Raw genomic sequence first — 25,086 nt, 5'->3', positions numbered from 1 at the left:
AGTTCTCCGTGTCCTCTGTGCTCTCCGTGAGACCATCAGGATCGCGGAAGACGAGCGAGGCCCATGGGACACACGGCCCTTCGCGCCCATCGCGGAGGGCTTTTCGTGCCGCGATTGCAGGGGCTTCGCCGGGCGGCTAATATCCCCCGCTTCCACATCTTCCGAATCATCCGGCGCTCAGGCGCCTTCACTGTATCTGGCAAGGACGCAGGGCAGGCATGGCGGACACCGAACTCATGGACAAGCTCGTATCCCTCTCCAAGCGGCGGGGATACGTCTTCCAGTCGAGCGAGATCTACGGCGGCACCGGCAGCGTGTGGGACTACGGCCCGCTGGGCGTGGAGCTCAAGCGCAACGTGAAGGAGGCCTGGTGGCGCGCCATGGTGCACATGCGCGACGACATCGAGGGGCTCGACGCCGCCATCCTCATGCACCCGCGCGTGTGGGAGGCCAGCGGCCACGTGGAGAACTTCACCGACCCGCTGGTGGAGTGCCGCAACTGCCACCGCCGCTTCCGCGTGGACACGCTGCTGGCCGAGACCGGCGCGCCCGACCTGGAGCACGCGCAGTGCCCCAGCTGCGGCAAGACCGGCGAGTGGACGGAGCCGCGCGAGTTCAACCTGATGTTCAAGACGTTCATGGGGCCGGCCGAGGACACCGCCTCGGTCATCTACCTGCGCCCCGAGACGGCGCAGGGGATCTACGTGAACTTCCTGAACGTGCAGCAGAGCGCCCGCCAGCGGGTGCCCTTCGGGATCGCGCAGATCGGCAAGGCGTTCCGCAACGAGATCACGCCGGGGAACTTCACCTTCCGCACGCGCGAGTTCGAGCAGATGGAGATGCAGTTCTTCGTCGAGCCCGAATCCGCCGGCGAGTGGTTCGAGCGGTGGCGCGAGCTGCGCTGGCGCTGGCACCTGGACACCATCGGGCTGGACGAAAGCCGCCTGCGCTACGCGCCGCACGAGAAGCTGGCGCACTACGCGAAGGCGGCGGGCGACGTGGAGTTCTTCTTCGGCGGCACCATCGGCGACGAGGGGTGGGGCGAGATCGAGGGGATCCACAACCGCAGCGACTTCGACCTGGGCCGCCACCAGGAGTACAGCGGGAAGCGGCTGGAGTACATCGACCCGGTCGCCAACAAGCGCTACCTCCCCTGGATCATCGAGACCTCGGCGGGGGCCGACCGGGTGACGCTGGCGGTGCTGGCCAACGCCTACCGCGAGGAGGAGGTGGAGGGCGAGACGCGCGTGGTTCTCTCCATCAAGCCGTCGCTGGCGCCGCTGAAGACGGGCGTGTTCCCGCTGGTGAAGAAGGACGGGATGCCCGAGCGCGCCACGCAGATCCACGAGGACCTGCGCGCGCGCGGCATCCCCAGCTTCTACGACGAGTCGGGGGCCATCGGGCGGCGCTACCGACGCCAGGACGAGGCGGGCACGCCGTTCGGGATCACCGTGGACGGCGAGACGATGGAGAACGGCACGGTGACCGTCCGCGAGCGCGACACCATGCAGCAGACCCGCATCTCGCAGGACGAGATCGCGCGCTACCTGGAAGAGCGCATCCGGTAGGGTGCGCATACCCCCGGAGTGTCGAGAAGAGCGAGGCCGGTGCGCATCACCGGCCTCGCTCTTCGTTCTGACGATCTTCAGCCTCTCACAGAGGACACAGAGAGCACGGAGAACAGATTTCTTCCTCCGTGGCCTCTGTGTCCTCTGTTAGAGGCCTTCTTTTTGAAGCTTCGTCAGACGGCGCGCGGGGTGGACGTTCTGTTGAGCCGCCGCCATCCCGATCCACCGCTTCCGAGCCGCCCCCATGAGCCCGATCCGCCTCCGCTCGATCTTTCTCATCCCCACGCTGCTCCTTGCCACGGCCGCCGCGGATGCCGGGGCGCAGTCCGCGCGCTTCGAGCTGGTGGGGCGCGGCCCGGTGATGCACACGCGCACCACCGGGCTGGCCGTCTTCCGGGGCAGGGACGGGAAGGACTACGCCTACACGGGCACCTTCGGCGTGTGCGCGGGGTGCGCGGCGGGGCGGATGTACGCGTGGGACGTCTCCGATCCCGCGCATCCGCAGCTGACCGACTCGGTGACGGTGGACGCCGCGCGCATCAACTCCGTCTCCGTGAACGCCGAGGGCACGCTGGCCGCCATCACCCGCGACGGCGCGACCAGCCGCCGCAACGGCATCGTCATCCTCGACCTGTCCGATCCCGCGCACCCGAAGCCCGCGTCGGACTACTGGGAGACGCTCACCGGCGGCGTGCAGAACGTGTGGATCGACGGGAGCTACGCCTACGTGGTGGACCACGGCAGCTCGGAGATGGCGATCGTCGACCTGTCCGACCCGAAGGACCCGCGCGAGGTGGGGCGATGGGGGATCCCGCTGAGCCCCAACCGCTTCCTGCAGGACGTGATGGTGAAGGACGGCTTGGCGTACCTGAGCTACTGGGACGACGGCCTGGTGATCGTGGACGTGGGGAACGGGGTGAAGGAGGGGACGCCGCGGCAGCCGAAGATGGTGACGCAGTACCGCTACCGCACCCAGTGGCGCGGCGAGCGCTACGGGAACACCGCCTTCGCCTTCCCCTACACCAGCCGCGCGGGGAAGAAGTACGTGTTCGTGGGCGACCAGATCCTCCCCGGGAACGCGGACCTGAACCGCCGCTTCGACACCGGCGGCTACGTGCACGTGCTGGACGTGACCAGCGGGGTGCCGGCGGAGGTGGCCGCGTATTCGGCGCCGAACAGCGGCGTGCACTCGTTCTGGGTGGCGAACGACACGATGTACGTGGCGGCGTGGACCGGCGGCCTGCGCGCGGTGGACGTTTCCGGCGACCTGCGCGGCGACCTGCGCGGCCGCGAGCTGGCGTCGCTCACCACCAGCGACGAGCAGGCGGCGGTGCGCGACTTCCCCTTCGCCTGGGCCGCGATGCCGCACAACGGGCTGGTGTTCGCCACCGACTTCAACTCCGGCCTCTGGATCGCGCGGCTGGTCCCCGCGACCGCGTCGGCGGCAAGGTAAGAGGCGGCGGGGCGATGAGGCGGCGGGTCAGGCCGGCGGGTTGAAACCCGCCGCTGCAACTTCAGGAAGTCCGCCTTCGCGGACTCGCGGGGAGGCCTTGGGTGTGTAAACTCAGCACTCAGCACTCAGCACTCAGCACTCAGCACCCAGGACTCAGGACCCAGGACTCGGGACTATCCCCGCGAAGCGGCGCGGCACCGAACCTGCGCGGTCGCGAGGTGACGGAAGGCGGGCGCTGTTCCGGCGGCGCCCGCCTGTGTATCTTGCGCCGTCCGGCGGTGTAGACTGGCTGACAGCGAAAACGGGATCAATGTACAGGCTACAGGAAGAAGAGGACGGGGAAGAGACCCCGCAGCCTCAGCCCGCGGAGGGCGCCGACCGCAACGCGGCCGCGATGACCGACGCCGTGCGCGACCGGCTGTTCAAGGCGCGCACCCTCATCATCAGCGGCGAGATCAACCAGAAGCTCGTCTCGCACGTGATGGGGCAGCTGCTGGCGATGGCGGCCGACGGCAACGACCCCATCACCATCTTCATCAACTCGCAGGGCGGGCACGTGGAGAGCGGCGACACCATCCACGACGTGATCCGCTTCATCGAGCCGCGGGTGCGGATGGTGGGCACCGGGTGGGTGGCCAGCGCCGGCGCGCTGATCTACGTCTCCGTGCCGCGCGAGGACCGGTTCGCGCTGCCCAACACGCGCTTCCTGCTGCACCAGCCGGCCGGCGGCGCCAGCGGCATGGCGTCGGACGTGGAGATCGAGGCGCGCGAGATCCTGCGCATGCGCGAGCGGATCAACAAGATCTTCGCGCGCGAGACGGGGCAGCCGTTCGAGCGCATCGAGACCGACACCCACCGCAACTTCTGGCTCGACGCCCACCAGGCGGTGGACTACGGCCTGGTCGGCAAGGTCATCAACAACGTCGGCGAGCTGGACTGATCGTCGTCAGACGGGAATCGCCGCGGGGCCGTCCTTCCAACGAGGGACGGCCCCGTGGCGTTCTGGGCAGGTGCGCGCATCAATTCGTCTCGTCCGCCGCATCGGCGATTGGCGGGCGGACACGACGCGGATAGCTTCGCTCTCAGCAGGCCGATTTCGATCGACCCATCCTCTTTCGTTCATACCGATGTCCAATCCCCTCCTCCGTACCTGCACCTGCCTCGCGATCGTGGTGCTCGGCGCCGCCGCGGTTCCGCTGCGTGCGCAGGGCAGCGCCAACTTCGGCTTCGAGGAACGATCGCTCGTCGATCCGGCGCGTCCGGCGCGGTGGTCCACCGGCGGGGGCGCCGGCTTCGCGTTCGCGCTGGACAGCGCGGCGGCGCACGGCGGGCGGTTCAGCCTGCGCATCTCGCGCGATCCCACCGGAAGCGGCTTCGCGGTCGCGAACCAGACGATTCCCATCGCCCTGGCGCGCGGGAAGCGGGTGCGGCTGCGCGGCTGGATCCGCACCGCGGACGTGACCACGGGGCAGGCGGCGTTCTGGATGCGCGTGGATGGTCCGGCGAACCGGCCGCTCGCATTCGACAACATGATGGGCCGCGGCGCGAAGGGAACCACGCCGTGGACGCGCTACGAGATCGAGCTGCCGGTGGACAGCGCGGCCACGGGGGTGATGTTCGGCGCGCTCTACGCCGGCGACGGAAGCGTTTGGTACGACGACGTGGAGATCGCGCTCGACGGCGTTCCCTTCGATCCCGCGTCGATCCGCGCGTGGGAGCCGGCGCCGGCGCAGGCCGCGTGGGTGCGCCGCCACGCCATCTCTCTGGCGACGGACGATCCGACGGCGGGGGACGCCGATCTCCGCGCGCTCCACCCGCTGGTGGAGGGCGCGCGCATCGTGGCGCTGGGCGAGGCGACGCACGGCACGCGCGAGTTCTTCCGCGCCAAGCACCGGCTGGTGCGGTGGATGGTGGAGCGCGAGGGGGTGACCGTGTTCGCCATCGAGGCCAACATGCCCGAGGCGCGCCGCGTGAACGAGTACGTGCTGACCGGCCGCGGCGACCCGCGCGCGGCGCTGGCGGGGCTGTACTTCTGGACGTGGAACACCGAGGAGGTGCTGGCGCTGATCGAGTGGATGCGCGCGTACAACGCCTCCGGCCGCGGGCGGGTGGAGTTCTGGGGATTCGACATGCAGTACGCAAGCGTGGCCGCCGACAGCGTGCGCGCGTTCGTCGCCCGCGCCGATCCCGCGTTCCTCCCCACCGTCGACAGCGCCTACGCGCTCGCCGACAGCGCCACCGCGGGGATGCGGCGCGGCCGGCCCGCGGTCGCGGCGATGGCGCCCGCGTGGCGCGATGCGGCCGCGCGCGTGGTGGCGCACCTGGCCGCGAACCGCGCGAGCTACCTGACGCGCTTCGACTCGATGCAGGTGGCGTGGGCGGAGCAGAACGCGCGCATCGTGGAGCAGGCGGCCAGCATGGACCTGCCGAACGGCGCGTCGCGCGACAGCAGCATGGCGGTGAACGTCGCCTGGATCGTCGCCCACCAGCCGCCGGGGACGCGCATCGCGCTGTGGGCGCACAACGGCCACGTCGCGCGCGATGGCGCATGGATGGGCGGGTACCTGGACCGGCGGTTCGGCAGCGCGTACCGCGTCTTCGGCTTCGCGTTCGGCGAGGGCGACTACACCGCCGTCGGCTCGCGCGGGCTGCGGGCGTATCCCGCGGCCGCGCCGGCGCCGGGAAGCGTGGAGTCCGTGCTGAGACGCGTGGGGATGCCGCGCCTGGTGCTGGACCTGCGCGGCGCGGCGCGGGAGCGCGACGGTGCGTGGCTGGCCGAGCCGCACCTCTTCCGCGAGATCGGCGCCGGCGCGATGGACGTCCAGTTCATCGAGCGGCGCGTGGCTGGCCGCTTCGACGCGCTGATCTACTTCGACCACACCACCCCGTCGCGCCTGCTGCCGCGGCCGGGGCGATAATGGGCCGGGCGAATAAATTCACGGCAACAAAAGCATGAAGTCGCTTCGCGACTGCCGCCCTGTATCCGTGCCGTGGGCCGACGTCTGTGCTGCACTGAGTTCTCCCCTCCCCTGCGAAGCGGGGGAGGGGCCGGGGGAGGGGGCCAGCCTGGCGGCCGCGGAGATGCTGGTCTCCCGCGCTACTTCTTCGCCCGGGTCTTTTTCTGCTTCTTCTCCCTCTCCTCGCCCGCCGCCGGGTAGGCCAGCGCCCCGCGCATGGGGTCGAGGACGTGGCTGATCTGGTCGGCGCGGTCGATCTTGGCGACCTGGCGGTCCAGCACGGTCCACGGGGTGACGGTCCACTCGCTCTCCGGCTCGCCGTCGGCTTCCTTCTCGCGGCGCCCCATCTCCACCATCTCCTCCGCCACCTCGGCCGACGCGCAGACGGCCGACAGCGCGGGACACTTCTCGTGCGGCAGCCGCTCGAACACGCACCACACCGTCTTCGCCATCACTCCTCCGCAGATCGGTTCGCCCCCCGCTGACGCAAACCCCCGGCCGGTGATCGGGCGGCCGCAGTGAGTTCTCCGCGCCTCCGCGTCTCCGCGTGAGGCCCTTCTGTTGAGGGCGGTGGATTCCGCGCGACCCGTCGGCGGTTGTGTAGCGACTGGCAATAGATCCTTCGGCCTGCCGCCATCGTCCAGGACGAAAGGACGGTGTGGCCCGCTTCAGGATGACCTCGGAGGGTAGCACTGGTGCGATCCCACGGGTCCGCAGAGGTGGGGACTTCGGGCCGTGGTCACCGCGGAATCATCCGCCCGAATTTGGAAGCAACGGTAACAAACTCGCCCCGACCCCTTGCACCCCCGGCGCGGCGGGGGCCAGTTTACCGAGGAATCCCTCGCGCGCCTGTTCCCACCGCAGGTCCGCTCCTTGCCCCCGGCGGCGTGCCCCACGCCGCTTCCGGATGGACCGATGGTTCGACGCACCAAGATCGTCTGCACGCTGGGCCCGTCGTCGTGGTCTCCCGAGCGCATCCGCGCGCTGATCGAGGCCGGGATGGACGTGGCGCGCATCAACTTCTCGCACGGCGAGCTGGAGCGGCACGCCGAGACCATCCGCAACGTGCGCGAGGTGTCGCGGCAGTGCGGCCGCCCCATCGCCGTGCTCGGTGATCTCCAGGGCCCCAAGATCCGCGTGGGCGTGCTTCCCGAGCCCGTGGAGCTGAAGCCGGGCGACCGCGTGATCTTCGCGCCCGAGGCCGTGGCCGGGCCGGGCGAGCTCCCCACCACCTTCGCCGAGCTGGCCGAGGACGTGGAGGTGGGCGAGGTGGTGCTGCTGGCCGACGGGCTGATGGAGCTGATCGTCGAGGAGGTGGAATCACCCCGCGTGGCCATGCGCGTGATCCACGGCGGCGAGCTGACCTCGAACAAGGGGATCAATCTCCCGACGACGCGCATCTCCGTTCCCTCGCTGACCCCGAAGGACCTGCGCGACCTGGAGTTCGCGCTGGAGCAGAAGGTGGACTACATCGCCCTCTCCTTCGTGCGCTCGGCCGAGGACGTGCTGGACCTGGCGCGCCGCATCCCGAAGGGCGGCCCGCTCGTCGTGGTGAAGGTGGAGAAGGGGCTGGCGCTGCAGAACCTGCAGGCGATCGTCGACGCCGCCGCGGTGGCGATGGTGGCGCGCGGGGACCTGGGCGTGGAGCTGCCGTTCGAGCAGGTGCCGCTGGCGCAGAAGCGGATGATCCAGCTGTGCAACGTCAGCAGCCGCCCGGTGATCACCGCCACGCAGATGCTGGAGAGCATGATCGAGAACCCGCGCCCCACGCGCGCGGAGGCCTCGGACGTGGCCAATGCCATCATCGACGGCACCGACGCGGTGATGCTCTCCGCCGAGACGGCTACGGGGCGCTTCCCCATCCAGGCGGTGCAGGCGATGGCGCGCATCGCCCAGGAGATCGAGAACTCGCACATCCTGGAGGCGGGCCCGCACTACGACTTCCCGCTGGAGCGCCACGACGGCGAGATCACCACCGCGCGGGCGATCGCCGGCGCCACGGTGGAGGCGGTGCGCCGGCTGCAGGCGCCGCTGATCCTGACCTTCACCAGCAGCGGGAGCACGGCGCGCGTGGTCTCCTCCTTCCGTCCCCCGGTGCCGATCCTGGCGCTGACCGACACCGAGCGCACCTACAACCAGCTCGGCCTGGTGTGGGGGGTGATCCCCATCCTGTGCACCCCCGAGTCGACGTTCGAGGAGAACCTGGCGTGCGGCCGCGAGGAGGCGGTCAAGCGCGGCCTGGCCAAGCGCGGCGACCGCGTGGTGGTGACCGCCGGCTATCCGATGCACGTGCCGGGGACGACGAATCTCCTGCAGGTCGAGGTGATCTAAAGTGCCCAGTGCCCAGTGCCAAGTGCCCAGGGAGATCCCCGCGGTCCCGGCTTTGTTGCACTGGGCACCGGGCACTGGGCACTGGGCACTGCCGTCCTGGGCACTGTCCGTATGATCCTCCGCTTCCTCGGCACCGGCACCTCGTTCGGCGTGCCGGTGATCGGGTGCCGCTGCGCCGTCTGCCACTCGGCCGACCCCCGCGACAAGCGGACGCGCCACGCGGCGCTCCTGGTCGACGGCGAGCGGCGGCTGCTGGTCGACACGCCGCCGGAGCTGCGCCTCCAGCTGGTCGCGGCGGGGGTGCGCGACGTGGACGCGGTGTACTACACGCACACCCACGCCGACCACGTGCACGGGGTCGACGACCTGCGCGTGTTCTCGGAGCGCGGCGGGCACGCGCTGGACGTGTGGGCGCACGAGCAGGACGCCGCCGTCCTCGCCTCGCGCTTCGGCTACGTGTTCGACGCGTCGATCCGGCCCATCGAGGGAACGAGCAAGCCCGAGGCGGAGCTGCACTACTACCGCTCGTACGAGCCGCTGGAGATCGCCGGCTTTTCGCTCCTCCCCCTTCCCGTGCCGCACGGCTACGCCAAGGTGCACGGCTTCCGCTGCGGCGACCTGGGCTACATCACCGACGCCAAGCTGCTGCCGCCGCGGACCGAGGAGGCGCTGCGCGGCGTCCGCGTCCTGGTGCTCAACGCGCTCTGGTTCGACACGCCGCACCCCACGCACTTCAGCGTACAGGAGGCGTGCGAGACGGCCGCGCGGCTGGGCGCCGAGCGCACCTACCTCACCCATCTGAGCCACCGCACCAGCGCCGCCGAGCTCGACGAGCGCCTCCCCCCGGGCGTGTTCGCCGCGTACGACGGGCTGGACGTGGAGGTCTGACCGCCTCCACTTTCTCCGCCGTTCTCCTCGTCTCCATCCTCCCACCCGTCTCATCCCATCTCCCATGTCCACATCGACCCGCATCTCCACGCGCCAGCGGCTGCGCTACTGGTTCGACAACACCATGGCCCGCGGGCCCGCCGTGCTGATCCTGTGGCTGTTCGTCGTCTCCGTCCTGCTCATCGCCGTGGTCTCGCTGATCGTGGTGGTGAGCGGCGTGGACCCCGACCACCGCGGCTTCCTGGACGTGGCCTGGGCGGGGCTGATGCGCACGCTCGACAGCGGCACCATGGGCGGCGACGCGGGGCCGTGGCCCTTCCTCTTCGCCATGCTGGCCATCACGCTGGGCGGCATCTTCATCGTCAGCACGCTGATCGGCGTGCTGTCGGCGGGGATCGAGGGGAAGCTGGACGAGCTGCGGAAGGGGCGCTCGTTCGTGGCCGAGCAGGGGCACACGGTGGTGCTGGGATGGTCGGCGCAGATCTTCACCATCGTTTCCGAGCTGGTGCAGGCGAACGAGAACCAGCGCCGCTCCTGCATCGCCATCCTGGCCGAGCGCGACGCGGTGGAGATGCAGGACGAGATCCGCGCGCGCGTGGCCGATACGGGGCGCACGCGCCTGGTCTTCCGCACCGGCAGCCCCATCGACCTGGCCGACCTGGAGATCGTGAACCCGCACGGGGCCAAGTCGATCATCATCCTCCCGCCCGAGAGCGACGACCCCGACGCGCACGTGATCAAGGCCATCCTGGCCATCACCAACAACCCCAACCGGCGCAGGGAGCCGTACCACGTGGTCACCGTCATCCGCGACCCGCGCAACCACGAGGTGGCGAAGATGGTGGGCGGCGACGAGGTGGAGCTGGTGCTGGCGGGCGACCTGATCGCGCGGGTGACGGCGCAGACCTGCCGCCAGTCCGGGCTCTCGGTGGCGTACACGGAGCTGATGGACTACGGCGGCGACGAGATCTACTTCAAGCACGAGCCGTCGCTGGCGGGGAACACCTTCGCCGAGGCGCTGATGGCGTACGACGACTCGGCGGTGATCGGGGTGCGCTTCTCCAACGGGGGCATCAAGCTCAACCCGCCGATGGACACGCGGCTGGGCGCGGACGACCGGGTGATCGCCGTCTCGCAGGACGACGACACGATCAGGCTCTCCGGCAACGGCCGCCCGCCGGTGGACGAGGACGCCATCCGCAGCGCGCAGCCGCGCGAGCGGGCGCCGGAGCGCACGCTGGTGCTGGGGTGGAACGACCGCGCGGGCGCCATCCTGGGCGAGCTGGACGCCTACGTGGGCCCGGGGAGCACCGCGCTGGTCGTCGGCGACAGCGAAGAGGTGGCGCAGGCGCGCGAGGACGCGGGGCGGATGGGCGACCGCCAGCTCTCCAACCTCGCCGTCACGCTGCGGCGGGGGGACACGACGGACCGGAGGACGCTGGACGCGCTGGAGGTGGACACGTACGACCACATCATCGTGCTGAGCAGCACCGACGGCCGCGCCAACGGCGACGTGGACGCGGCGCAGCAGGCCGACGCGCGCACGCTCATCACCCTGCTGCACCTGCGCGACCTCCAGGACCGGCTGGCCCAGGATTTCTCCATCGTCAGCGAGATGCTGGACATCCGCAACCGCGAGCTGGCGCAGGTGACACGCGCCGACGACTTCATCGTCAGCGACAACCTGGTGAGTCTCCTCCTCTCCCAGATTTCCGAGAACAAGGAGCTGGCGGTAGTTTTCCGCGACCTGTTCGACCCCGAGGGCTCGGAGATCTACCTGAAGCCGGCGGGCGACTACGTGGAGCCGGGGCGGCCGGTTAACTTCTACACCGTGGTGGAGGCGGCCGCGCGGCAGGGGCAGGTGGCCATGGGCTACCGCATCCACGGCGACGCGCTCGACCCCGCCAAGGCGTTCGGGGTGAAGCTGAACCCGAAGAAGGGCGAGCAGATCAGCTTCACCGCCGCGGACCAGGTGATCGTGCTGGCGGAGGAGTGATCGGCGGGGGGAGGCCTGCGGCGGGGGCGGACGCTGACGCGGCGGGCGGGCGCGGGTGTTGCCGCAGCGATCTTCCCCCCCCTCCCCCATCCCTCCCCCACGAGGGGGGAGGGATGGGGGAGGGGAGACCTCAGCGTCGGCACAGGCATCGGCTCACCGCGCTGAGTTCTCCCCCGCCCCTGCGAAGCGGGGGAGGGGGCCGGGGGGAAGGGGGCCGCCCGCGGCCGCGCACAAAGTTGCTCGTCGCACCGACGGTCTCCGTTGGATGGCTTGCCGGTGAGGAGCTGGCAGGGATGCAATCAGAGTTTCACGACAGGGGTGGATGATGGGCGGCGACGCGATCGTGCTGGACTACAACAACATGCTCGCCCCGCGGCTGGGCGGCGGCCACGGGATCGACCCCGCGCGCCTCGAGGCGATGGGCGAGCGCTTCCGCGCCGCGCACGCCGACGCGCAGGAGCGGCGCCGGTCCGGCGAGCTGGGCTTCTACGCGCTTCCCGACGAGCAGGAGACCGTCGCCGCCATCGAGAAGTTCGCCGACGGGCTGGGGCAGACGTTCAGCACCATCGTGGTGCTGGGGATCGGCGGGAGCGCGCTGGGCACCATCGCCCTGCGCACGGCGCTGCTGCACCCGTTCTGGAACGAGCTCACGGACGAGGAGCGCGACTTCTTCCCGCGCCTGTACGTGCTCGACAACATCGACCCGGCCACCATCGCCCCCTTCCTGGACCGGCTCGACATCCGCCGCACGCTCTTCCTCGTCATCTCCAAGAGCGGCGGCACCGCGGAGACGATGAGCCAGTACCTCATCATCCGCAAACGGCTGCAGGTGGAGCTCGACGACGGCTACGTGCGCCACCTCCTCTTCGTCACCGACCCGAAGAAGGGGGTGCTGCGCCAGATCGCCGACGCGGAGGGGATCGCCACGCTGCCCATCCCCCCCTCTGTCGGCGGGCGCTTCTCCGTCCTCTCCGCCGTGGGCCTCCTCCCCGCGGCGATGGTGGGGATCGACGTCCGCGCGCTGCTGGCCGGCGCGGCGGAGATGCGCGATCGCTGCGACGGGGACGAGCTGGCGCGCAATCCGGCGGGGGTGTTCGCCGCGCTCCAGTACCTGGCGGACACGGAGAAGCGGGCGAACGTGCACGTGATGATGCCGTACTCCGACCCGCTGAAGGACGTGGCCGACTGGTTCCGGCAGCTCTGGGCGGAGTCGCTGGGGAAGCAGAAGAGCCGCGCGGGGCAGGACGTGTTCGTCGGCCCCACGCCGGCGAAGGCGCTCGGCGCGACCGACCAGCACTCGCAGGTGCAGGAGTACGTGGAGGGCGCGTTCGACAAGACCATCACCTTCCTGGCCGTGCGCGAGTCGCCCGTGGACCTGGAGATCCCCAACCTCCATCCCGACCTGGGCGAGCTGGCGTATCTCGGCGGGCACACGCTGAACGAGCTGCTGCGCACCGAGCGGATGGCGACGGAGGCGGCGCTGACGAAGCGGGGACGGATGAACATGACCATCGAGTTGCCGCGGGTGGACGCGCGCTCGCTGGGCGGGGTGTTCATGCTGCTGGAGATCGCCACCGTGTATGCGGGCCACTTCTACGGCATCGACCCGATGGACCAGCCGGGGGTGGAGCTGGGGAAGGAGCTGACCTACGGCATCATGGGCCGGAAGGGATACGAGACGTTCAAACAGGAATGGGACGGGCGGGAGCCCAAGCGCGACGAATGGATCATCCGCTAGCCACGTACGACCCCACCGCGCTGCTCGACCCCGTGGCGGCGGCCGCCAACGCCGGGCGCAACCTGGTCGTGCTCAATCCCGTCGCGGGCCAGGCCGACACCGACCGCGTGCTGCGGCTGCTGGCGGGCGCCTTCGCCGTGCGCCGCAGCCCGTTCGAGGTGGTGGAGACGCGCGGCCCCGGCGACGCCGAGCGCTTCGCGCGCGAGGCCGCCGCCCAAGGGTACCGCGCCGTCATCGCCGTGGGCGGCGACGGCACGGTGGGCGAGGTGATCACCGGGCTCGTGGGCACCGGCGTGCCGCTGGGGATCATCCCCAAGGGCACGGGGAACCAGGTCGCCTTCAACCTGGGCATCCCCCGCTCGGTGGAGCACGCGGTGGACGTCGTCGTCAACGGCGACACCACGCCGATGGACCTGGGGCAGGTGGCCGAGGGGCGCTACTTCGCCGTGGCGGCGGGGACGGGGGTGGACGCGGAGATCGTGGCGCTGGCCACGCGCGAGCTCAAGGACCGCTGGGGGTTCGGCGCCTACATCTACGCGGTGCTGAAGGTGGCGTCGTCGCCGCCGGCGGCGCGCTACCGCATCGTGGCCGACGGGCAGGAGCTGGAGCTCGACGCGTCGATGGTGCTGGTGGCCAACATGGGGATGGTGGTCACCAACCCGCAGACGCTGCGCTTCCGCCTGGCCCCGGGCGGCACGCACCGCGACGGCAAGCTCGACGTATGCATCTTCGCGCCGCGCACGGCCACGCACGCGGCGATGATGCTCTGGCGCCTGTACCGCCAGCGCTTCGGCGGCGACGACCGGATGATCTTCCTGCAGGCCAGCGACGTCGTCGTCGAGAGCGATCCCATCGTGGTCACCGAGGCCGACGGGGAGCCGCTGGCCGCCACCCCGCTGCGGGCGCGCTCCGTCCCCGGCGGCATCCACGTCCTCGTCCCCCGCTGACGACGTACCGATGCGCGGGCCGCCGGATGGGGCCCTCACCCGAAAAATGGAGATGGGCGAGACAAAACTGCCGTCTCGCCCATCTCCATTTTTCAACCTCTCCCAAACCGATGGGAGAGGCAGACTTATACCGAATTTCCGGATCAGCTGTGTATTGCCGGAAGGAATGTCATTCCGAAGGCGCCGCACCGACCTATCCTCCATGCCGAGCCGTGGCGCCTGAGGAATCTGTGGCCGGCTCCCGAGCCACAGTCCGCCTGTCGCCCGGACCCATGCCACAGATTCCTCGGGCGCCGCCTGGCATCAGCGCGATTGAAGATTCGGAGCAGCGGCGCCGCTCGGAATGACGTCGATCCGAATGCACGATCAATTGCGGCAGCCGGTATTAGCTCGATCTTGACTCCCCGAAGATCGCGGCGATGCGGATGCGGGAGTGGGACAGCGCGACGCGCCCGAACTCGGCGGAGAGGGCGAACAGGTCGCACTCCACGTGGTCGAGCAGCGTCTCCATGCGGATGGCGCCGGCGTGCACCCACCCGCCCGGCGAGCGCACCGCCTCGGCCCGCGCCTCGCGGCCGCACGCGGGGCAGCGCACCACCAGGTCGGGCGCGGCAGTGCGGCGGCGTCGGGCGGACGGGAGCGGGGAGGTCATGGCGTCGTCTCGGGCTGGGGGATGGGGCGACGAGCGGGAGGCTCAATCTGGAGAACGCACGTCACGCCCCGGAAACGACACCCGCGCGAATCCGTCTCCATCCTGTCCCGTCGAAGATGGCCTCACGCGGAGCCGCGGAGACGCCGAGCGAGCAGCGCTTTCTCCGCGCTCCGCGTGAGGTCATGGGGTGATGGTGGATCACACCGAAGCCAGCTCCGGCTCGGCGATCTGCTCCAGCACCTTCTCCACGAAGTCGGGGGCCACGCGCCGCTCGCGCGCCAGGATGTCGGCCGCGGACACAACGCCGACGAGCCGCCCGTGGGCGATCACCAGCACGCGGCGCACGCGGTGCACCGCCATCCGCCGCATCACGTCGCCGATGGACGCGTCGGGGGCAACGCACACCAGCGGCGCGCGCGACATCACGTGGCCGCAGGTGCAGGCGTGCTGGTGCCCCGCGGCCACGTGGCGCACCACGATGTCGCGGTCGGTGATCACGCCCACGGCGTGCATCTCCTCGCGGCTGTCGACCACCGGCACCATCCCCACGTTCAGGTCGCGCATGGCGCAGGCGGCGCGGAGCAGCGGGTCGCCCGGCGTCACCGCCACCGGCTCGGTGCTCATCAGGTCTCTCGCCTTCATCGGTCACCTCCGCGCCGCCCGCGCGGCGCGTCAGGGGACGCGCCGCCGGGCCGCAGGGAACCCGGCCCGGCGGCGTTCGGGATCACATCGCCGTGATCTCGATCTTGCGGCCCATGGCCTTCTCGGTCTTGGGCAGGTGCAGCGTCAGCACGCCGTCGAGGAACTCGGCCCGGATCTTCTCGGCCTCCACCTCGCGCGGCAGCGTGAACGCGCGGGTGAAGGTGCCGTAGGTGCGCTCCCACAGGTGCACCCTGCGGTCGCGGTCGTCCTCGGTCCACTCCTGCTTCTTCTCGCCGCGCAGGGTCAGGACGTTGTTCTCCACGAAGAGCTCCACGTCCTCCTTCGTCATCCCCGGCAGCTCCGCCGTCAGCAGCAGCTCCTCGGCCATCTCCGTGATCTCCACGGCGGGAAGCCACCCCACCGGCTGCGGGAACAGCTCCAGGTCGAACGGCGTGTCGAAGAGGCGGCGCAGGCGGTTGGTCACCTGCGTCATCTCGTCGAGCGGCGCAAGGCTGCGATTGGTGCGGATCAGCGGCATACATCCCTCCCCTCGTCCCAGGGTCCTCGTCGCGCGGCCGCGTGGCCGCGGGCGGGGCGCGCCGGTCCGGCGTTCGCGGGGGCCGGCGCGCCCCGCGGGCGGCGGGCATTCCCGCCGCCGACGCGTTCAAGGTGCGCTCGGCAAGGGGGATGGAGAGTCCGGTGCGGCTCGCCACCCGCGTCCGCCGTTGGCCGCGAAACGCGACCGCCCCGTCCGGAGTTTGCGGACGGGGCGGAGCCTGACGGCGAGCGTGGCTGCGACAGAGTGCGTCGCGGGGATGGAGATGGAGGCTAACGAAGAGCCCGCATGAGGTCGGAGACGGACTGCGCCTCGGGGTCGAAGGTGCGCACCCCTTCGAGCGTGGCGATCCGCCGCAGCGGCCCGTCCGCCACGGCGAACACGGCGGGGCGGGGATGCGCCCGAGCCTTCACGTCCAGCGCGCAGGCGAGATGGAGGATGTCCAGCGCGCCAACGCCAGCCTTGCGATGCTTCTCCGCCAGGCTCAGCGCGTGGCTGCGGACATGGCGCCTCACGCCCAGGCGGACGAACCGCCGCGGATAGTCGCGGTGGAATTCCAGCCGCGCCCGGTTGTAGTCCGCCGCGGAAAAGGTGCCGCTCCGCAACAGCTTGGACAGCACGGTGAGCGTCTCCAGCGCGACGAACGGGGTCACGGAGGATCTGCGCACAAGAGCCTGCAGGGCCGCCTGCACCGTTGGGGTCCCGGGCTCGACCGTATACGCCTTGACGAGCGCGCTCGTGTCCCAGAACACCATGGCTACTGGTTCAGGCGGAAGAGTCGGACGAAGAACGCCTTCCACCACGGACGCTTCTTCACCGCCTGCCGCGGGCGATCGAGCGACTTCGTCGGCATCCTGTAGCCGGCCGCGATCAGCCGCGCCTCGAGTGCGCGCTCCTCCGGGTCGTCGTAGTCGATCGTCGGGATGTCCTGCTCCTTCGCGTGCGTCGGCATGAATCCCTCCCAATGTGCAAAGTGAGCAGGGGCAGGGGCCACGAATCTGTACAGATCGAACCGGAACGTCAAGACCGATTCGGGATCTTCTCCGGCAGTCTTCGCGCCCTCGCGTTCGCATTGCCGACGATCGCTCATCAGCACGCCAGAACGGGGCCGCGTCGAACGTTGATCCAACCCCCCGCGCGCGGTAAACTGGTACGGCGCCCACGCGCTCTCCCCATCCAGTCCCGAGCCTCCCGGCCCGCCCTCCATCGCGATGACCGAGCTTCCGGACCGCTTCGCCGGCCTTTCGCGGGCCAAGCGCGCGCTGCTGGAGATGATGCTGTCGCGCGGCGCCACGGCGGGTGCCATCCCCCGCGCGCCCGACGGCCCGGTGCCGCTGACGCGCGAGCAGCGCCGGCTCTGGTTCCTCCACCGCATGGCGCCGGACGCCGCCGTCTACACCATCCCCATCGGCTACCGCATCCGCGGCGATCTGTCTCCCGCCGCGCTGGAGGCGGCGCTGCGCGGACTGGTGGCGCGGCACGACGCGCTGCGGATGACGTTCGGCGAGGCGGACGGCGAGCCGGTGCAGGTCACGCAGCCGGAGCCGGACTTCGGCTGGGAGATCGCCAACATCTCCGATCTCCCCGAGTCCGAGCGCGAGGCGGAGACGCTGCGGCTCGTGGGCGAGTACGCCGCGCGGCCGTTCGACCTGGCGCGCGGGCCGCTGCTGCGCGCGCTGCTCGTCCGCGTCGCCGCGCGCGAGCACGTGCTGGTGGTTGCGCTCCACCACATCGCGGGGGACGGGTGGTCGACGGCGATCCTGCGGCGAGAGCTGGGCATCCTCTACGCCGCCGAGCTGGCGGGGACGGCGCCCGATCTCCCCCCGCTCCCGGCGCGGTTCCGCGACTTCGCGTCGTGGCAGCGCAAGGCGCTGGACGAGCGCGCGCTGGCGGCGGACGTGGAGCACTGGCGCCGCGAGCTGGACGGCGCGCCGCACGTCTTCGAGATCATCCCCGACCTCCCCCGCCCGCCGCTGCAGGGGTATGGCGGCGCGAAGGCGGCCGCGGATCTCTCCCCCGACCTCACCGCCAGCCTGCGCGCGCTGGCCCGGCGCGAGGGGACAACGCCGTTCGCCGTCTTCGCCGCCGCGTGGGCGGCGGTGCTGCACCGCCACGCGGACGCGGACGACTTCCTCCTCGGCACCCTGGTGGCCAACCGCTGGACGCCGGAGATCGAGGGGATGGTCGGCTTCTTCGCCAACACCGTCCCCCTGCGCTTCCGGCTGGGCGGCGCGCCGACGGTGCGCGAGGCCATCCGCCGCGCGCACCGCGGCGTGGTGGGCGCCACCGAGCGAGCGCGGCTGCCGTTCGACCGCACGGTGGAGATCGCCGGCGCGCGGCGCGAGCCTTCGCGGCCACCGCTGGTGCAGTCGCTGGTCGTCTACGGCGACCACGCCGCCGTGCCGCCCGCCTTTCCCGGCGCGGAGATGGCGTTCGAGGTGGTCGACACCGGCACCTCGCCGTTCGACATGACGCTGCTGGCCGAGGAGATGGGCGGCCGGCTGCACCTGGAGCTGCAGTTCTCCGCTGCCCTCTACGAGCCGGCGACCGCCGCGCGCCTCCTCCGCCGCCTGCAGGCGATGCTCGCCGGCTTCGTCGCGGACGCCAATCAGCCGCTCGCCGCGGTGGCGATCCACGACGCGGGCGAGGTCCAGCGCATCACGGAGGACTGGAACCGCACGGAATCCCCCATCCCCGCCGGGTGCATCCACCACGCGTTCGAGCGGATCGCCCGCGAGCGGCCGGATACGATCGCCATCGAGTTCGGCGCGGACGTGTCGGTGACGTACGGTGAGCTGAACGCGCGCGCGAACCGCATCGCCCACCGCCTGCGCCGTCTCGGAGCCAGGCCGGAGGCGCGCGTGGGTGTCTGCATGCAACGCACGCCGGATCTCGTGGCCGCGCTGCTGGGGGTGATGAAGAGCGGCGCCGCGTACGTCGGGCTCGATCCCACGCACCCGCCGGCGCGCGTGGCGGCGGTGCTGCGCGGCGCGGGGGCGGCGGCCGTGCTCACCGACGCCGCCTCGCGCGGGGCGCTGGAGGACGCGCGCGGGGTGATGGCCATCGCCCTGGACGCGGCCGACCTGTCGCGCGAGAGCGCGGCGGACCCGGACGTCCCCCTCGCGCCGGAGAACCTGGCCTACGTCATCACCACCTCGGGATCCACCGGCGGCCCCAAGGGGGTGGAGATCGAGCATCGCAGCGGCGTGGCCCTGCTGGACTGGGTGCGGCGGACGGTGGCGGAAGAGGACCGCGCGCGCGTGCTCGCCCACAGCACCGTCACCTTCGATCCCACGCTGATGGAGATGTGGGGACCGCTGTCGTGGGGCGGCGCGCTGGTGCTCACCGGCGGCCCGCTCGAGGCGATCCCCGCGGGCCGCGAGCCGCGCCTGGCGTTCATGGTCACCTCGGTCGCGGCGGAGATGCTGCGCGAGCGGCGCTTTCCCGCCACCGTGCGGGTGCTGATGATCGGCGGCGAGGCGGTCCCCCTCGCGCTCGCCCGCGCCCTGTACGCGACGGGGGTGGTGGAGCGGGTGATCGACGTCTACGGGCCGACGGAGGACACCACCTACTCGACCGCGTGGGAGATCCCGCGCGAGGTGCGGCGGATGTCCATCGGCGCGCCCGTTTCCAACGGCCGCGCGTACGTGCTCGACGCGGAGCTGCGCCCGTCGCCCATCGGCGTCGCGGGGGAGATCTGGCTGGCCGGCGCGGGGGTGGCGCGGGGGTACGCGGGGCGGCCGGCGCTGACCGCGGAGAGCTTCCGCCCCGATCCGTACGGGCCGCCGGGGTCGCGGATGTACCGCACGCTCGACGCGGGGCGGTGGCTGGACGACGGCACGCTGGAGCACCTGGGCCGCCGCGACGCGCAGGTGAAGGTGCGCGGCGTGCGCATCGAGACGGCCGAGGTGGAGACGGCGCTGGCCGCGCACCCGTCCGTGGCCGAGGCCGCGGTCGACGCGCGCGGCGAGGGCGAGTCGCGGCGGCTGGCCGCCTGGCTGGTGGCGAAGGAGGACGAGGCGCGGCCGACGGCGGCGGAGCTGCGCCAGCACCTTCGCGAGCGGCTGCCCGACGCGATGGTGCCGGCCGCGTTCGCCTGGCTAGCCGCGCTCCCCCGCACCACCAGCGGCAAGGTCGACCGCCGCGCCCTCCCCGACGCCCCCGCGGACGAGACGGCGGCGGGGCGGGCGACGCAGCCGCGCTCGCCGCTGGAGGCGAAGCTCGCGGCGATCTGGGCCGACGTGCTGGGGATGGAGCGCGTGGGGATCCACGACGACTTCTTCGACCTGGGCGGCCACTCGATCATCGCCGCGCGGCTGGCGGCGCGCGTGCGCTCGGAGCTGGAGATGGAGATGCCGCTGGCCGCCGTCCTCCACGCGCCGACGGTCGCGCGGCTGGCGGGCGCGCTGACCGGCGGGCGCGCGCAGAGCAAGCCGCCCCTCATCCCCCTCCATCTCCCGGCGCACGCGGACGACGCGCGGCCGCCGCTCTTCCTGGCGCCGCCGGGGGGCGGCCACGTGGTGTGCTATCACCATCTCGCCGGGCTGCTGGGCGCGGACCAGCCGGTGTACGGGCTGCAGGCGCGGGGGACGGACGACGGGCTGATGCCGCTGGAGACGGTCCCGGAGATCGCCGCGTACTTCGCCGCGGCCGTGCGCGAGTTGCAGCCGGAGGGGCCGTACCTGCTGGGCGGATGGTCGTTCGGCGGGCTGGTGGCGTGGGAGATGGGGCGGCAGATGCGCGCCGCGGGGTACGACGTGGCGATGGTGGCGCTGCTCGACACCGGCGTTCCCACCCCGCGCGACCGGGCCGGCGATGCGCTGGACCACGCGCGCGTCCTCCAGCGCATCGTGGCGGACCTGATCGGCTGGGCCGCCGCGTCGCTGGTGCGGATCGAGAAGATCCGCCATCTCCCCCACCGCGAGCAGGCGACCGAGGCGGTGCGGGTGGTGAAGTCGCCGAAGCTCCTCCCCGCGTCGCGGGTGGACGAGGTGCTGACGCTCACCCGCGTGCGGCGCGCGAACCTGGGCGCGCTGGTGGACTACGATCCCCCCGCGTACGACGGGCACCTGACGTACGTGCGCACCGCGGCCAGCGAGCGCGCGCTTCCCCGCGACGGCGCGGTGGAGTACTGGAGCTCGCGCGCGCTGGGGGGGACGACGGTGCACCGCATGGGGGGGAGCCATGGGACCATCCTCCAGCATCCGTTCGTGGAGGACCTGGCGGTGCGCCTGGCCGGCTCCATCGCCGCCGCGCTGGGCGACGCCGTGGCCACCGCCGCCGCCGGGGGCTGACGCCGGCGCCTTCTCCATCCATCCCCGAAAAGCTGCCGCCTGTCCCCGCCCGCTGTTCGCGCGGAGGCAGGCGGCGCTATCGTTTGAGAGACTTCCTTCTGTCGGACCGGGCGTCCAGGATCGCCATGCCGGCGTCCGCGCGTGTCACGAGCGATCGTGCTGGCGCGGTTGTAGGTGGCCGGCGGCTGCTTCGGAACGGGCGGGTAAACCCGCGGCTGGAACATTGGAAAGCCTCGCAAACTGCGCGAGGCTTCAACTGCTTGCCGATGAGGCGGCGGCGCGGGTGGCTGCCTTTCGCGCGTGCCCGGGCAGCGCCTCAAACCGCGAAGATCTTCCTCGTCGTGATCCCCCGAAGGACCCCGATGCACCTGCCGGACGAGCGGATCACCGCGCTGATCGTGGAGGACGAGCCGCTGGCGCGCGAGCGGCTGCAGCGGCTGCTGGAGCCGGAGCCGGACGTGGTGGTCGTCCGCGCATGCGACGAGGGGATCGACGCGGCCCGCGCCATCGCCGAGCTGCGGCCGGACCTGGTGTTCCTCGACATCCAGATCCCCGGGATCGACGGCTTCGAGGTGATCGCGCGCGTGGGGCCGGAGCGGATGCCGGTCACCGTCTTCGTCACCGCGCTCGACCAGCACGCGGTGCGCGCGTTCGAGGTGCAGGCGCTCGACTTCCTCCTCAAGCCGTACGACGCCGCACGCTTCGCCGCCGCGCTGGGGCGCGCGCGCGAGGTGATCCGCACGCGGCGGCTGGCGGGCTTCCAGGCGCGGCTGCAGGCGCTGCTGGAGACGGTGCGCGCGCCGCGGGAATATCCCACCCGCTTCATGGTGCGCAGCGGCGGCCAGTACCTGTTCGTGCCGGCGGCGGAGATCGAGTGGATCGAGTCGGCCGACAACTACGTGTCGCTGCACGCCGGCAGGCGCGCGTACCTCCTCCGTGACACGCTGGGGGGGATGGAAGAGAAGCTCGACCCCGCGCGCTTCGTGCGCATCCGCGCCTCGGCCATCGTCAACTTCGACTTCGTGACCGCCATGCGCCCGTGGTCGGGGACGGAGTACGAGCTGGTGCTGCGCGATGGCACCCGCCTGGTCTCCAGCCGGCGCTACCGCGACCGCGTGCGCGCCTTCTTCACCCGGTGAGCCGGCGCCGCGCGGGACCCGCCCCGCCCGACACGCCGACCGTCGCCGGCGCCTTCCGCAGGCGCGGCGTATGGGCCGCGCTGGCGCTGCTCTGGGCGGCGCTGATGGCGGGGCACGTGGCGCTGATGCTTACCATCCTGCCGCCCGGCGACCCGGAGTGGCCGGTGGGACTGGCCGCGGCCGCGTGGGACGAGCTGGGATGGATGGCCGCCTATGCCGCGGCCATCGCCGTGGCGTTCCGCGTGCCGCTGCGCCGCGACACGCTGGGGCGGGTGGTGCTGGGCGCCCTGGCCGTGCTGGGCGCACGGCAGCTGGCGCTGCTGGCCATCACACTCGTCTTTCCAGTTTGGCGCTACGTACCGCTGATGCAGCTGGCCGTATTCCCGTCCACCGTGCCGGGCGCGGTAGCTGCGGTGGCTGCCGGATACGCGCTCAAGGCCGCGCTGCGGCTGGATGGCGACGAGCGGCGTCTGGCGCGGCTGCGCGCGGAGGTGGCCGACCAGGAGCTGCGCTCGGTGCGCGCCGGCGTCAACCCGCGCCTGCTGCTGCGCGCGCTGCGGCGCATCGCCGACACGGCGCGCATGGACCCGCATCGCGCCGACGCCGCCGTCTGCCGGCTGGGCGACTACCTGCGGCTGGCGCTGCACGGGCGGCCGGGCGACCCCGTGAGCGTAGACGAGGAGGTGGAGTGCATGCGCGCCTGCGCCGCGGTGGAGGGCGCCTGCCGCGCGGAGGGGGTGGACTTCAACGCCGCGTTGCCGTGCGCGCTGCGCCGGGCGCCGGTGCACCGCCGCGAGCTGCAGGCGCCGCTCGAGCGCCTGCTGGCGCGCCACGCGGACCGTCCCGGCCGGCTCGCGGTCGACCTCGCCGGGTGGGCGCGGGAGGGGCGGCCGTGGTTCCGCATCGCCGTGCGGCCCGCGCGCGACGGCGCGTCGGCCGGCGACGAGATGGCGATCCCCGCCGGGTGGAGCGGCGGGGAGGCGGCCGCGCCGCAGCCGCCGGCGGCGCCGTGGACGGAGGAGATCCCCCGGCCCACCGCCCGGCTGGCGGCGGCCTACCTGCTGGCGTGGGTGGCGCTGGCCGCGGTGGGCATGGCCGCGCGCTGGCTGCTCGCCCGCTACGCCCCGGAATGGGTGGGCGGGCAGCCGTTCTCGCTGCGCGCGGCCGCCGCCAGCGCGGCCATCCTCGACGTGCCGGCCATGCTGCTGGCGCCCTCGGCGGTGTGGGCCGGCGGCCGCGTCCGGCTCCGAGAGCGACCGGGCCGCGGGGCCGCGGCGTTGCTGCTGGCCGGGGCGCTGCTGATGATCGCGGCCGGCGCCGTCCGCATTGCGCTCCGCCACTGGCTCCTCCCCCGTCCGCCGCCGTTCTCCGTGATCTTCTGGGAAGGGGCGACGACGTACCTCCCGCTGTACGCGGGGTGCGCGGCGTTCGGGCAGGCGGTGGTCTACTTCCGCGCGGTGGGCGAGGCGGCCACGCGCGCGCTGAGGCTGCGGACGCAGCTCCGCGGGGCGCAGCTGCGCGCGCTGAAGGGGCAGCTCCATCCCCACTTCCTCTTCAACGCGCTGAACTCTGTGTCGGCGCTGCTGCAGCAGGACGCGGACGACGCCGTGGACGTGCTGCGGCGCCTGTCGCGGCTGCTGCGGCGCACGCTGCGCCGCTCCGACGCGCAGCTGGTGACGCTGCGCGAGGAGCTGGGGTTCCTGGCGCGGTACCTGGCCATCGAGCGGGTGCGCTACCGCGAGCGACTGCGGGTGCGGATCGCGGTGGCGCCGGCAGCGCGGGAGGCGCTGGTGCCGCACCTGGTGCTGCAGCCGCTGGTGGAGAACGCCATCCGCCACGGCCTGGGCCCCACGCGCCGCCCGGTGACGCTGACCATCCGCGCGCGTCTGGCGGGCGACGGCGCGCTGTGCGTGGAGGTGCGCGACACCGGCGCGGGCCTTCCCGCCGGCTGGACGCGCGCGCGGGCGGGGATCGGGCTGCGCAACACGGCCGCGCGCCTGCGCCAGCACTACGGCGCCGGCGCGTCGCTGCGCATCACCTCGCCCGAGGGCGGCGGCGTGCGCGTCCGGCTGCGCATCCCCCAGCTCGCAGGTGTGCCGGCAGGGTGAAGGAGAGGGGGGATGGACCGGGCTTCCGTCCCGGAGCGGGCGAGGGCGCGGCACCCGGAGCGGGGCCGCGCCCTCGTCGTTCATCTCCCGCTCAGCAGGCCGTGGTTTCGCAGGTGGTGCAGGTCTCCAGCTGCGTGGGGTAGCGGCAGTCGGTCAGCTGCGTGCAGGTGTTTCCCTCGGTGAAGCACTCCAGGCAGGCGGTGTGATCGGTGTCGCCGGGACAATCGATGGTGTTCCAGCAGACGAAGTTGCAGGTGTTGTTGACATCCCTGGTGTTCACGGTGCCCGCGTCGAACGCCACGACGGTGCCGGCGCGCGCCGCGGGGCCGTTGGTGGTGAACGATTCCACGCCGAGCGCGTCGAGGTCCAGCCGGTGCTTCTTCATGGGGTGCCTCTGGAGATGGAGGTGGTCGTCCGGGCGCGAGCCGGCGCGTGCGGTCCCACGCCGCCGGGGATGGATCCCCTGTAAACGAATGTCATCGCACCGCCTCGCCGCTGGAATGAAATGGGGATATCCGGCACCGTTTCAGGGACATCCGGCATCCGCACCCCGCCAACCGGCTGGGAGATTTTCCTGGATATCGCACGAAGCACCCGTCCTCATCCCCGGCCGTCGTGCGGACGCGGCGATAGATCCTTCGGCCTGCAACCTCCTGCGCGGACGCTGGTTGCGGTGTGGCCGGCCCAGACTGTGTAAAAACCTCCTGGAGCGGTTTCTCCCGGGCGACATGGAGGCCGGCTCTTCGCACCTGCCTGGGCGGTTGTGGGGACTACCTGCAGTGCCCCCTATAGCTTCGGGGATGCCTCCTTGTTCGCC

19 protein-coding genes are annotated in these 25,086 nt (G+C 71.9%); 12 read left to right on the top strand and 7 right to left on the bottom strand.

Annotated features, from left to right (window positions below; all coding sequences use genetic code 11):
- Nucleotides 1–236 precede the first annotated feature (236 nt).
- From VF092_21795 to VF092_21780, 4 genes are all read left to right on the top strand, one after another.
- Nucleotides 237–1,568: a glycine--tRNA ligase gene (locus VF092_21795; GenBank protein HEX6749941.1), complete on the top strand. Its 1,332-nt coding sequence runs from the start codon at nucleotides 237–239 to the stop codon at nucleotides 1,566–1,568.
- Between the two features lie 244 nt (nucleotides 1,569–1,812).
- Nucleotides 1,813–3,021 carry a hypothetical protein gene (locus tag VF092_21790; GenBank protein ID HEX6749940.1) on the top strand — a complete coding sequence of 403 codons (1,209 nt, stop codon included), beginning with the start codon at nucleotides 1,813–1,815 and terminating at the stop codon, nucleotides 3,019–3,021.
- Between the two features lie 310 nt (nucleotides 3,022–3,331).
- The gene (locus tag VF092_21785; protein ID HEX6749939.1) at nucleotides 3,332–3,961 is read left to right on the top strand and encodes an ATP-dependent Clp protease proteolytic subunit; all 630 of its coding nucleotides are present in this window, start codon (nucleotides 3,332–3,334) and stop codon (nucleotides 3,959–3,961) included.
- Between the two features lie 187 nt (nucleotides 3,962–4,148).
- Nucleotides 4,149–5,939, top strand: a complete 1,791-nt coding sequence (locus tag VF092_21780) for an erythromycin esterase family protein (GenBank protein HEX6749938.1) — start codon at nucleotides 4,149–4,151, stop codon at nucleotides 5,937–5,939.
- Between the two features lie 179 nt (nucleotides 5,940–6,118).
- On the opposite strand, the gene VF092_21775 is transcribed toward VF092_21780, so the two are convergent.
- A complete protein-coding gene (locus VF092_21775; protein HEX6749937.1) occupies nucleotides 6,119–6,430 on the bottom strand; it encodes a hypothetical protein in 312 nt (103 codons plus the stop codon).
- A 463-nt stretch (nucleotides 6,431–6,893) separates the two neighbouring features.
- On the opposite strand from VF092_21775, the gene pyk reads away from it, so the two are divergent.
- The 5 genes from pyk to VF092_21750 all read left to right on the top strand — a co-directional run bounded on the left by pyk (nucleotide 6,894) and on the right by VF092_21750 (nucleotide 13,878).
- Nucleotides 6,894–8,309, top strand: coding sequence for a pyruvate kinase (gene pyk, locus VF092_21770; GenBank protein ID HEX6749936.1), 1,416 nt, complete (start codon nucleotides 6,894–6,896; stop codon nucleotides 8,307–8,309).
- Nucleotides 8,310–8,420: 111 nt separating this feature from the next.
- Complete coding sequence (locus tag VF092_21765) at nucleotides 8,421–9,197, top strand: MBL fold metallo-hydrolase (GenBank protein ID HEX6749935.1); 777 nt, start codon at nucleotides 8,421–8,423, stop codon at nucleotides 9,195–9,197.
- A gap of 64 nt (nucleotides 9,198–9,261) precedes the next feature.
- Complete coding sequence (locus tag VF092_21760; GenBank protein HEX6749934.1) at nucleotides 9,262–11,193, top strand: hypothetical protein; 1,932 nt, start codon at nucleotides 9,262–9,264, stop codon at nucleotides 11,191–11,193.
- A 325-nt stretch (nucleotides 11,194–11,518) separates the two neighbouring features.
- Nucleotides 11,519–12,931 (top strand): glucose-6-phosphate isomerase, encoded by a 1,413-nt coding sequence (locus VF092_21755; protein ID HEX6749933.1) that lies wholly within the window; start codon nucleotides 11,519–11,521, stop codon nucleotides 12,929–12,931.
- Complete coding sequence (locus tag VF092_21750; GenBank protein HEX6749932.1) at nucleotides 12,916–13,878, top strand: diacylglycerol kinase family protein; 963 nt, start codon at nucleotides 12,916–12,918, stop codon at nucleotides 13,876–13,878. Before VF092_21755 ends, VF092_21750 begins: the two co-directional genes overlap by 16 nt.
- A 385-nt stretch (nucleotides 13,879–14,263) precedes the next feature.
- Here the strand turns inward: VF092_21750 and VF092_21745 are convergent, their stop codons facing one another.
- From VF092_21745 to VF092_21725, 5 genes are all read right to left on the bottom strand, one after another.
- On the bottom strand, nucleotides 14,264–14,530 hold the full coding sequence (locus tag VF092_21745; protein ID HEX6749931.1) for a hypothetical protein: 267 nt from the start codon (nucleotides 14,528–14,530) through the stop codon (nucleotides 14,264–14,266).
- A gap of 198 nt (nucleotides 14,531–14,728) precedes the next feature.
- Entirely contained in the window at nucleotides 14,729–15,172 is a 444-nt protein-coding gene (locus VF092_21740; protein ID HEX6749930.1) for a CBS domain-containing protein, read from the bottom strand.
- Between the two features lie 82 nt (nucleotides 15,173–15,254).
- Nucleotides 15,255–15,710, bottom strand: coding sequence for an Hsp20/alpha crystallin family protein (locus VF092_21735; protein HEX6749929.1), 456 nt, complete (start codon nucleotides 15,708–15,710; stop codon nucleotides 15,255–15,257).
- A gap of 290 nt (nucleotides 15,711–16,000) precedes the next feature.
- On the bottom strand, nucleotides 16,001–16,483 hold the full coding sequence (locus VF092_21730) for a type II toxin-antitoxin system VapC family toxin (GenBank protein HEX6749928.1): 483 nt from the start codon (nucleotides 16,481–16,483) through the stop codon (nucleotides 16,001–16,003).
- Between the two features lie 2 nt (nucleotides 16,484–16,485).
- On the bottom strand, nucleotides 16,486–16,680 hold the full coding sequence (locus VF092_21725) for a hypothetical protein (GenBank protein HEX6749927.1): 195 nt from the start codon (nucleotides 16,678–16,680) through the stop codon (nucleotides 16,486–16,488).
- A 259-nt stretch (nucleotides 16,681–16,939) separates the two neighbouring features.
- Between VF092_21725 and VF092_21720 the strand changes: the two genes are divergently transcribed.
- The 3 genes from VF092_21720 (at nucleotide 16,940) to VF092_21710 (ending at nucleotide 24,269) form a co-directional block, all read left to right on the top strand.
- Entirely contained in the window at nucleotides 16,940–21,022 is a 4,083-nt protein-coding gene (locus VF092_21720) for an amino acid adenylation domain-containing protein (GenBank protein HEX6749926.1), read from the top strand.
- Between the two features lie 362 nt (nucleotides 21,023–21,384).
- Complete coding sequence (locus tag VF092_21715; protein HEX6749925.1) at nucleotides 21,385–22,161, top strand: LytTR family DNA-binding domain-containing protein; 777 nt, start codon at nucleotides 21,385–21,387, stop codon at nucleotides 22,159–22,161.
- Nucleotides 22,158–24,269: a histidine kinase gene (locus tag VF092_21710; protein HEX6749924.1), complete on the top strand. Its 2,112-nt coding sequence runs from the start codon at nucleotides 22,158–22,160 to the stop codon at nucleotides 24,267–24,269. Before VF092_21715 ends, VF092_21710 begins: the two co-directional genes overlap by 4 nt.
- 91 nt (nucleotides 24,270–24,360) lie before the next feature.
- Here VF092_21710 and VF092_21705 read toward each other — a convergent pair whose 3' ends face one another.
- Nucleotides 24,361–24,654 (bottom strand): hypothetical protein, encoded by a 294-nt coding sequence (locus VF092_21705; GenBank protein ID HEX6749923.1) that lies wholly within the window; start codon nucleotides 24,652–24,654, stop codon nucleotides 24,361–24,363.
- Nucleotides 24,655–25,086: the final 432 nt, after the last annotated feature.

This window comes from Longimicrobium sp. (genome assembly GCA_036377595.1).
Taxonomy (GTDB): domain Bacteria; phylum Gemmatimonadota; class Gemmatimonadetes; order Longimicrobiales; family Longimicrobiaceae; genus Longimicrobium.
This window is presented reverse-complemented; position numbering and strand designations above follow the sequence as displayed.

What these genes read in the sequence shown, in the direction of transcription:
- VF092_21790 (HEX6749940.1), top strand. Translation starts at nt 1,813, where the DNA reads ATGAGCCCGATCCGCCTCCGCTCGATCTTTCTCATCCCCACGCTGCTC.
- VF092_21755 (HEX6749933.1), top strand. Translation starts at nt 11,519, where the DNA reads ATGGGCGGCGACGCGATCGTGCTGGACTACAACAACATGCTCGCCCCG.
- VF092_21745 (HEX6749931.1), bottom strand. Translation starts at nt 14,530, where the DNA reads ATGACCTCCCCGCTCCCGTCCGCCCGACGCCGCCGCACTGCCGCGCCC.
- VF092_21725 (HEX6749927.1), bottom strand. Translation starts at nt 16,680, where the DNA reads ATGCCGACGCACGCGAAGGAGCAGGACATCCCGACGATCGACTACGAC.
- VF092_21730 (HEX6749928.1), bottom strand. Translation starts at nt 16,483, where the DNA reads ATGGTGTTCTGGGACACGAGCGCGCTCGTCAAGGCGTATACGGTCGAG.
- VF092_21795 (HEX6749941.1), top strand. Translation starts at nt 237, where the DNA reads ATGGACAAGCTCGTATCCCTCTCCAAGCGGCGGGGATACGTCTTCCAG.
- VF092_21780 (HEX6749938.1), top strand. Translation starts at nt 4,149, where the DNA reads ATGTCCAATCCCCTCCTCCGTACCTGCACCTGCCTCGCGATCGTGGTG.
- VF092_21765 (HEX6749935.1), top strand. Translation starts at nt 8,421, where the DNA reads ATGATCCTCCGCTTCCTCGGCACCGGCACCTCGTTCGGCGTGCCGGTG.
- VF092_21740 (HEX6749930.1), bottom strand. Translation starts at nt 15,172, where the DNA reads ATGAAGGCGAGAGACCTGATGAGCACCGAGCCGGTGGCGGTGACGCCG.
- VF092_21760 (HEX6749934.1), top strand. Translation starts at nt 9,262, where the DNA reads ATGTCCACATCGACCCGCATCTCCACGCGCCAGCGGCTGCGCTACTGG.
- VF092_21775 (HEX6749937.1), bottom strand. Translation starts at nt 6,430, where the DNA reads ATGGCGAAGACGGTGTGGTGCGTGTTCGAGCGGCTGCCGCACGAGAAG.
- VF092_21735 (HEX6749929.1), bottom strand. Translation starts at nt 15,710, where the DNA reads ATGCCGCTGATCCGCACCAATCGCAGCCTTGCGCCGCTCGACGAGATG.
- VF092_21720 (HEX6749926.1), top strand. Translation starts at nt 16,940, where the DNA reads ATGACCGAGCTTCCGGACCGCTTCGCCGGCCTTTCGCGGGCCAAGCGC.
- pyk (HEX6749936.1), top strand. Translation starts at nt 6,894, where the DNA reads ATGGTTCGACGCACCAAGATCGTCTGCACGCTGGGCCCGTCGTCGTGG.
- VF092_21750 (HEX6749932.1), top strand. Translation starts at nt 12,916, where the DNA reads ATGGATCATCCGCTAGCCACGTACGACCCCACCGCGCTGCTCGACCCC.
- VF092_21785 (HEX6749939.1), top strand. Translation starts at nt 3,332, where the DNA reads ATGTACAGGCTACAGGAAGAAGAGGACGGGGAAGAGACCCCGCAGCCT.
- VF092_21705 (HEX6749923.1), bottom strand. Translation starts at nt 24,654, where the DNA reads ATGAAGAAGCACCGGCTGGACCTCGACGCGCTCGGCGTGGAATCGTTC.
- VF092_21715 (HEX6749925.1), top strand. Translation starts at nt 21,385, where the DNA reads ATGCACCTGCCGGACGAGCGGATCACCGCGCTGATCGTGGAGGACGAG.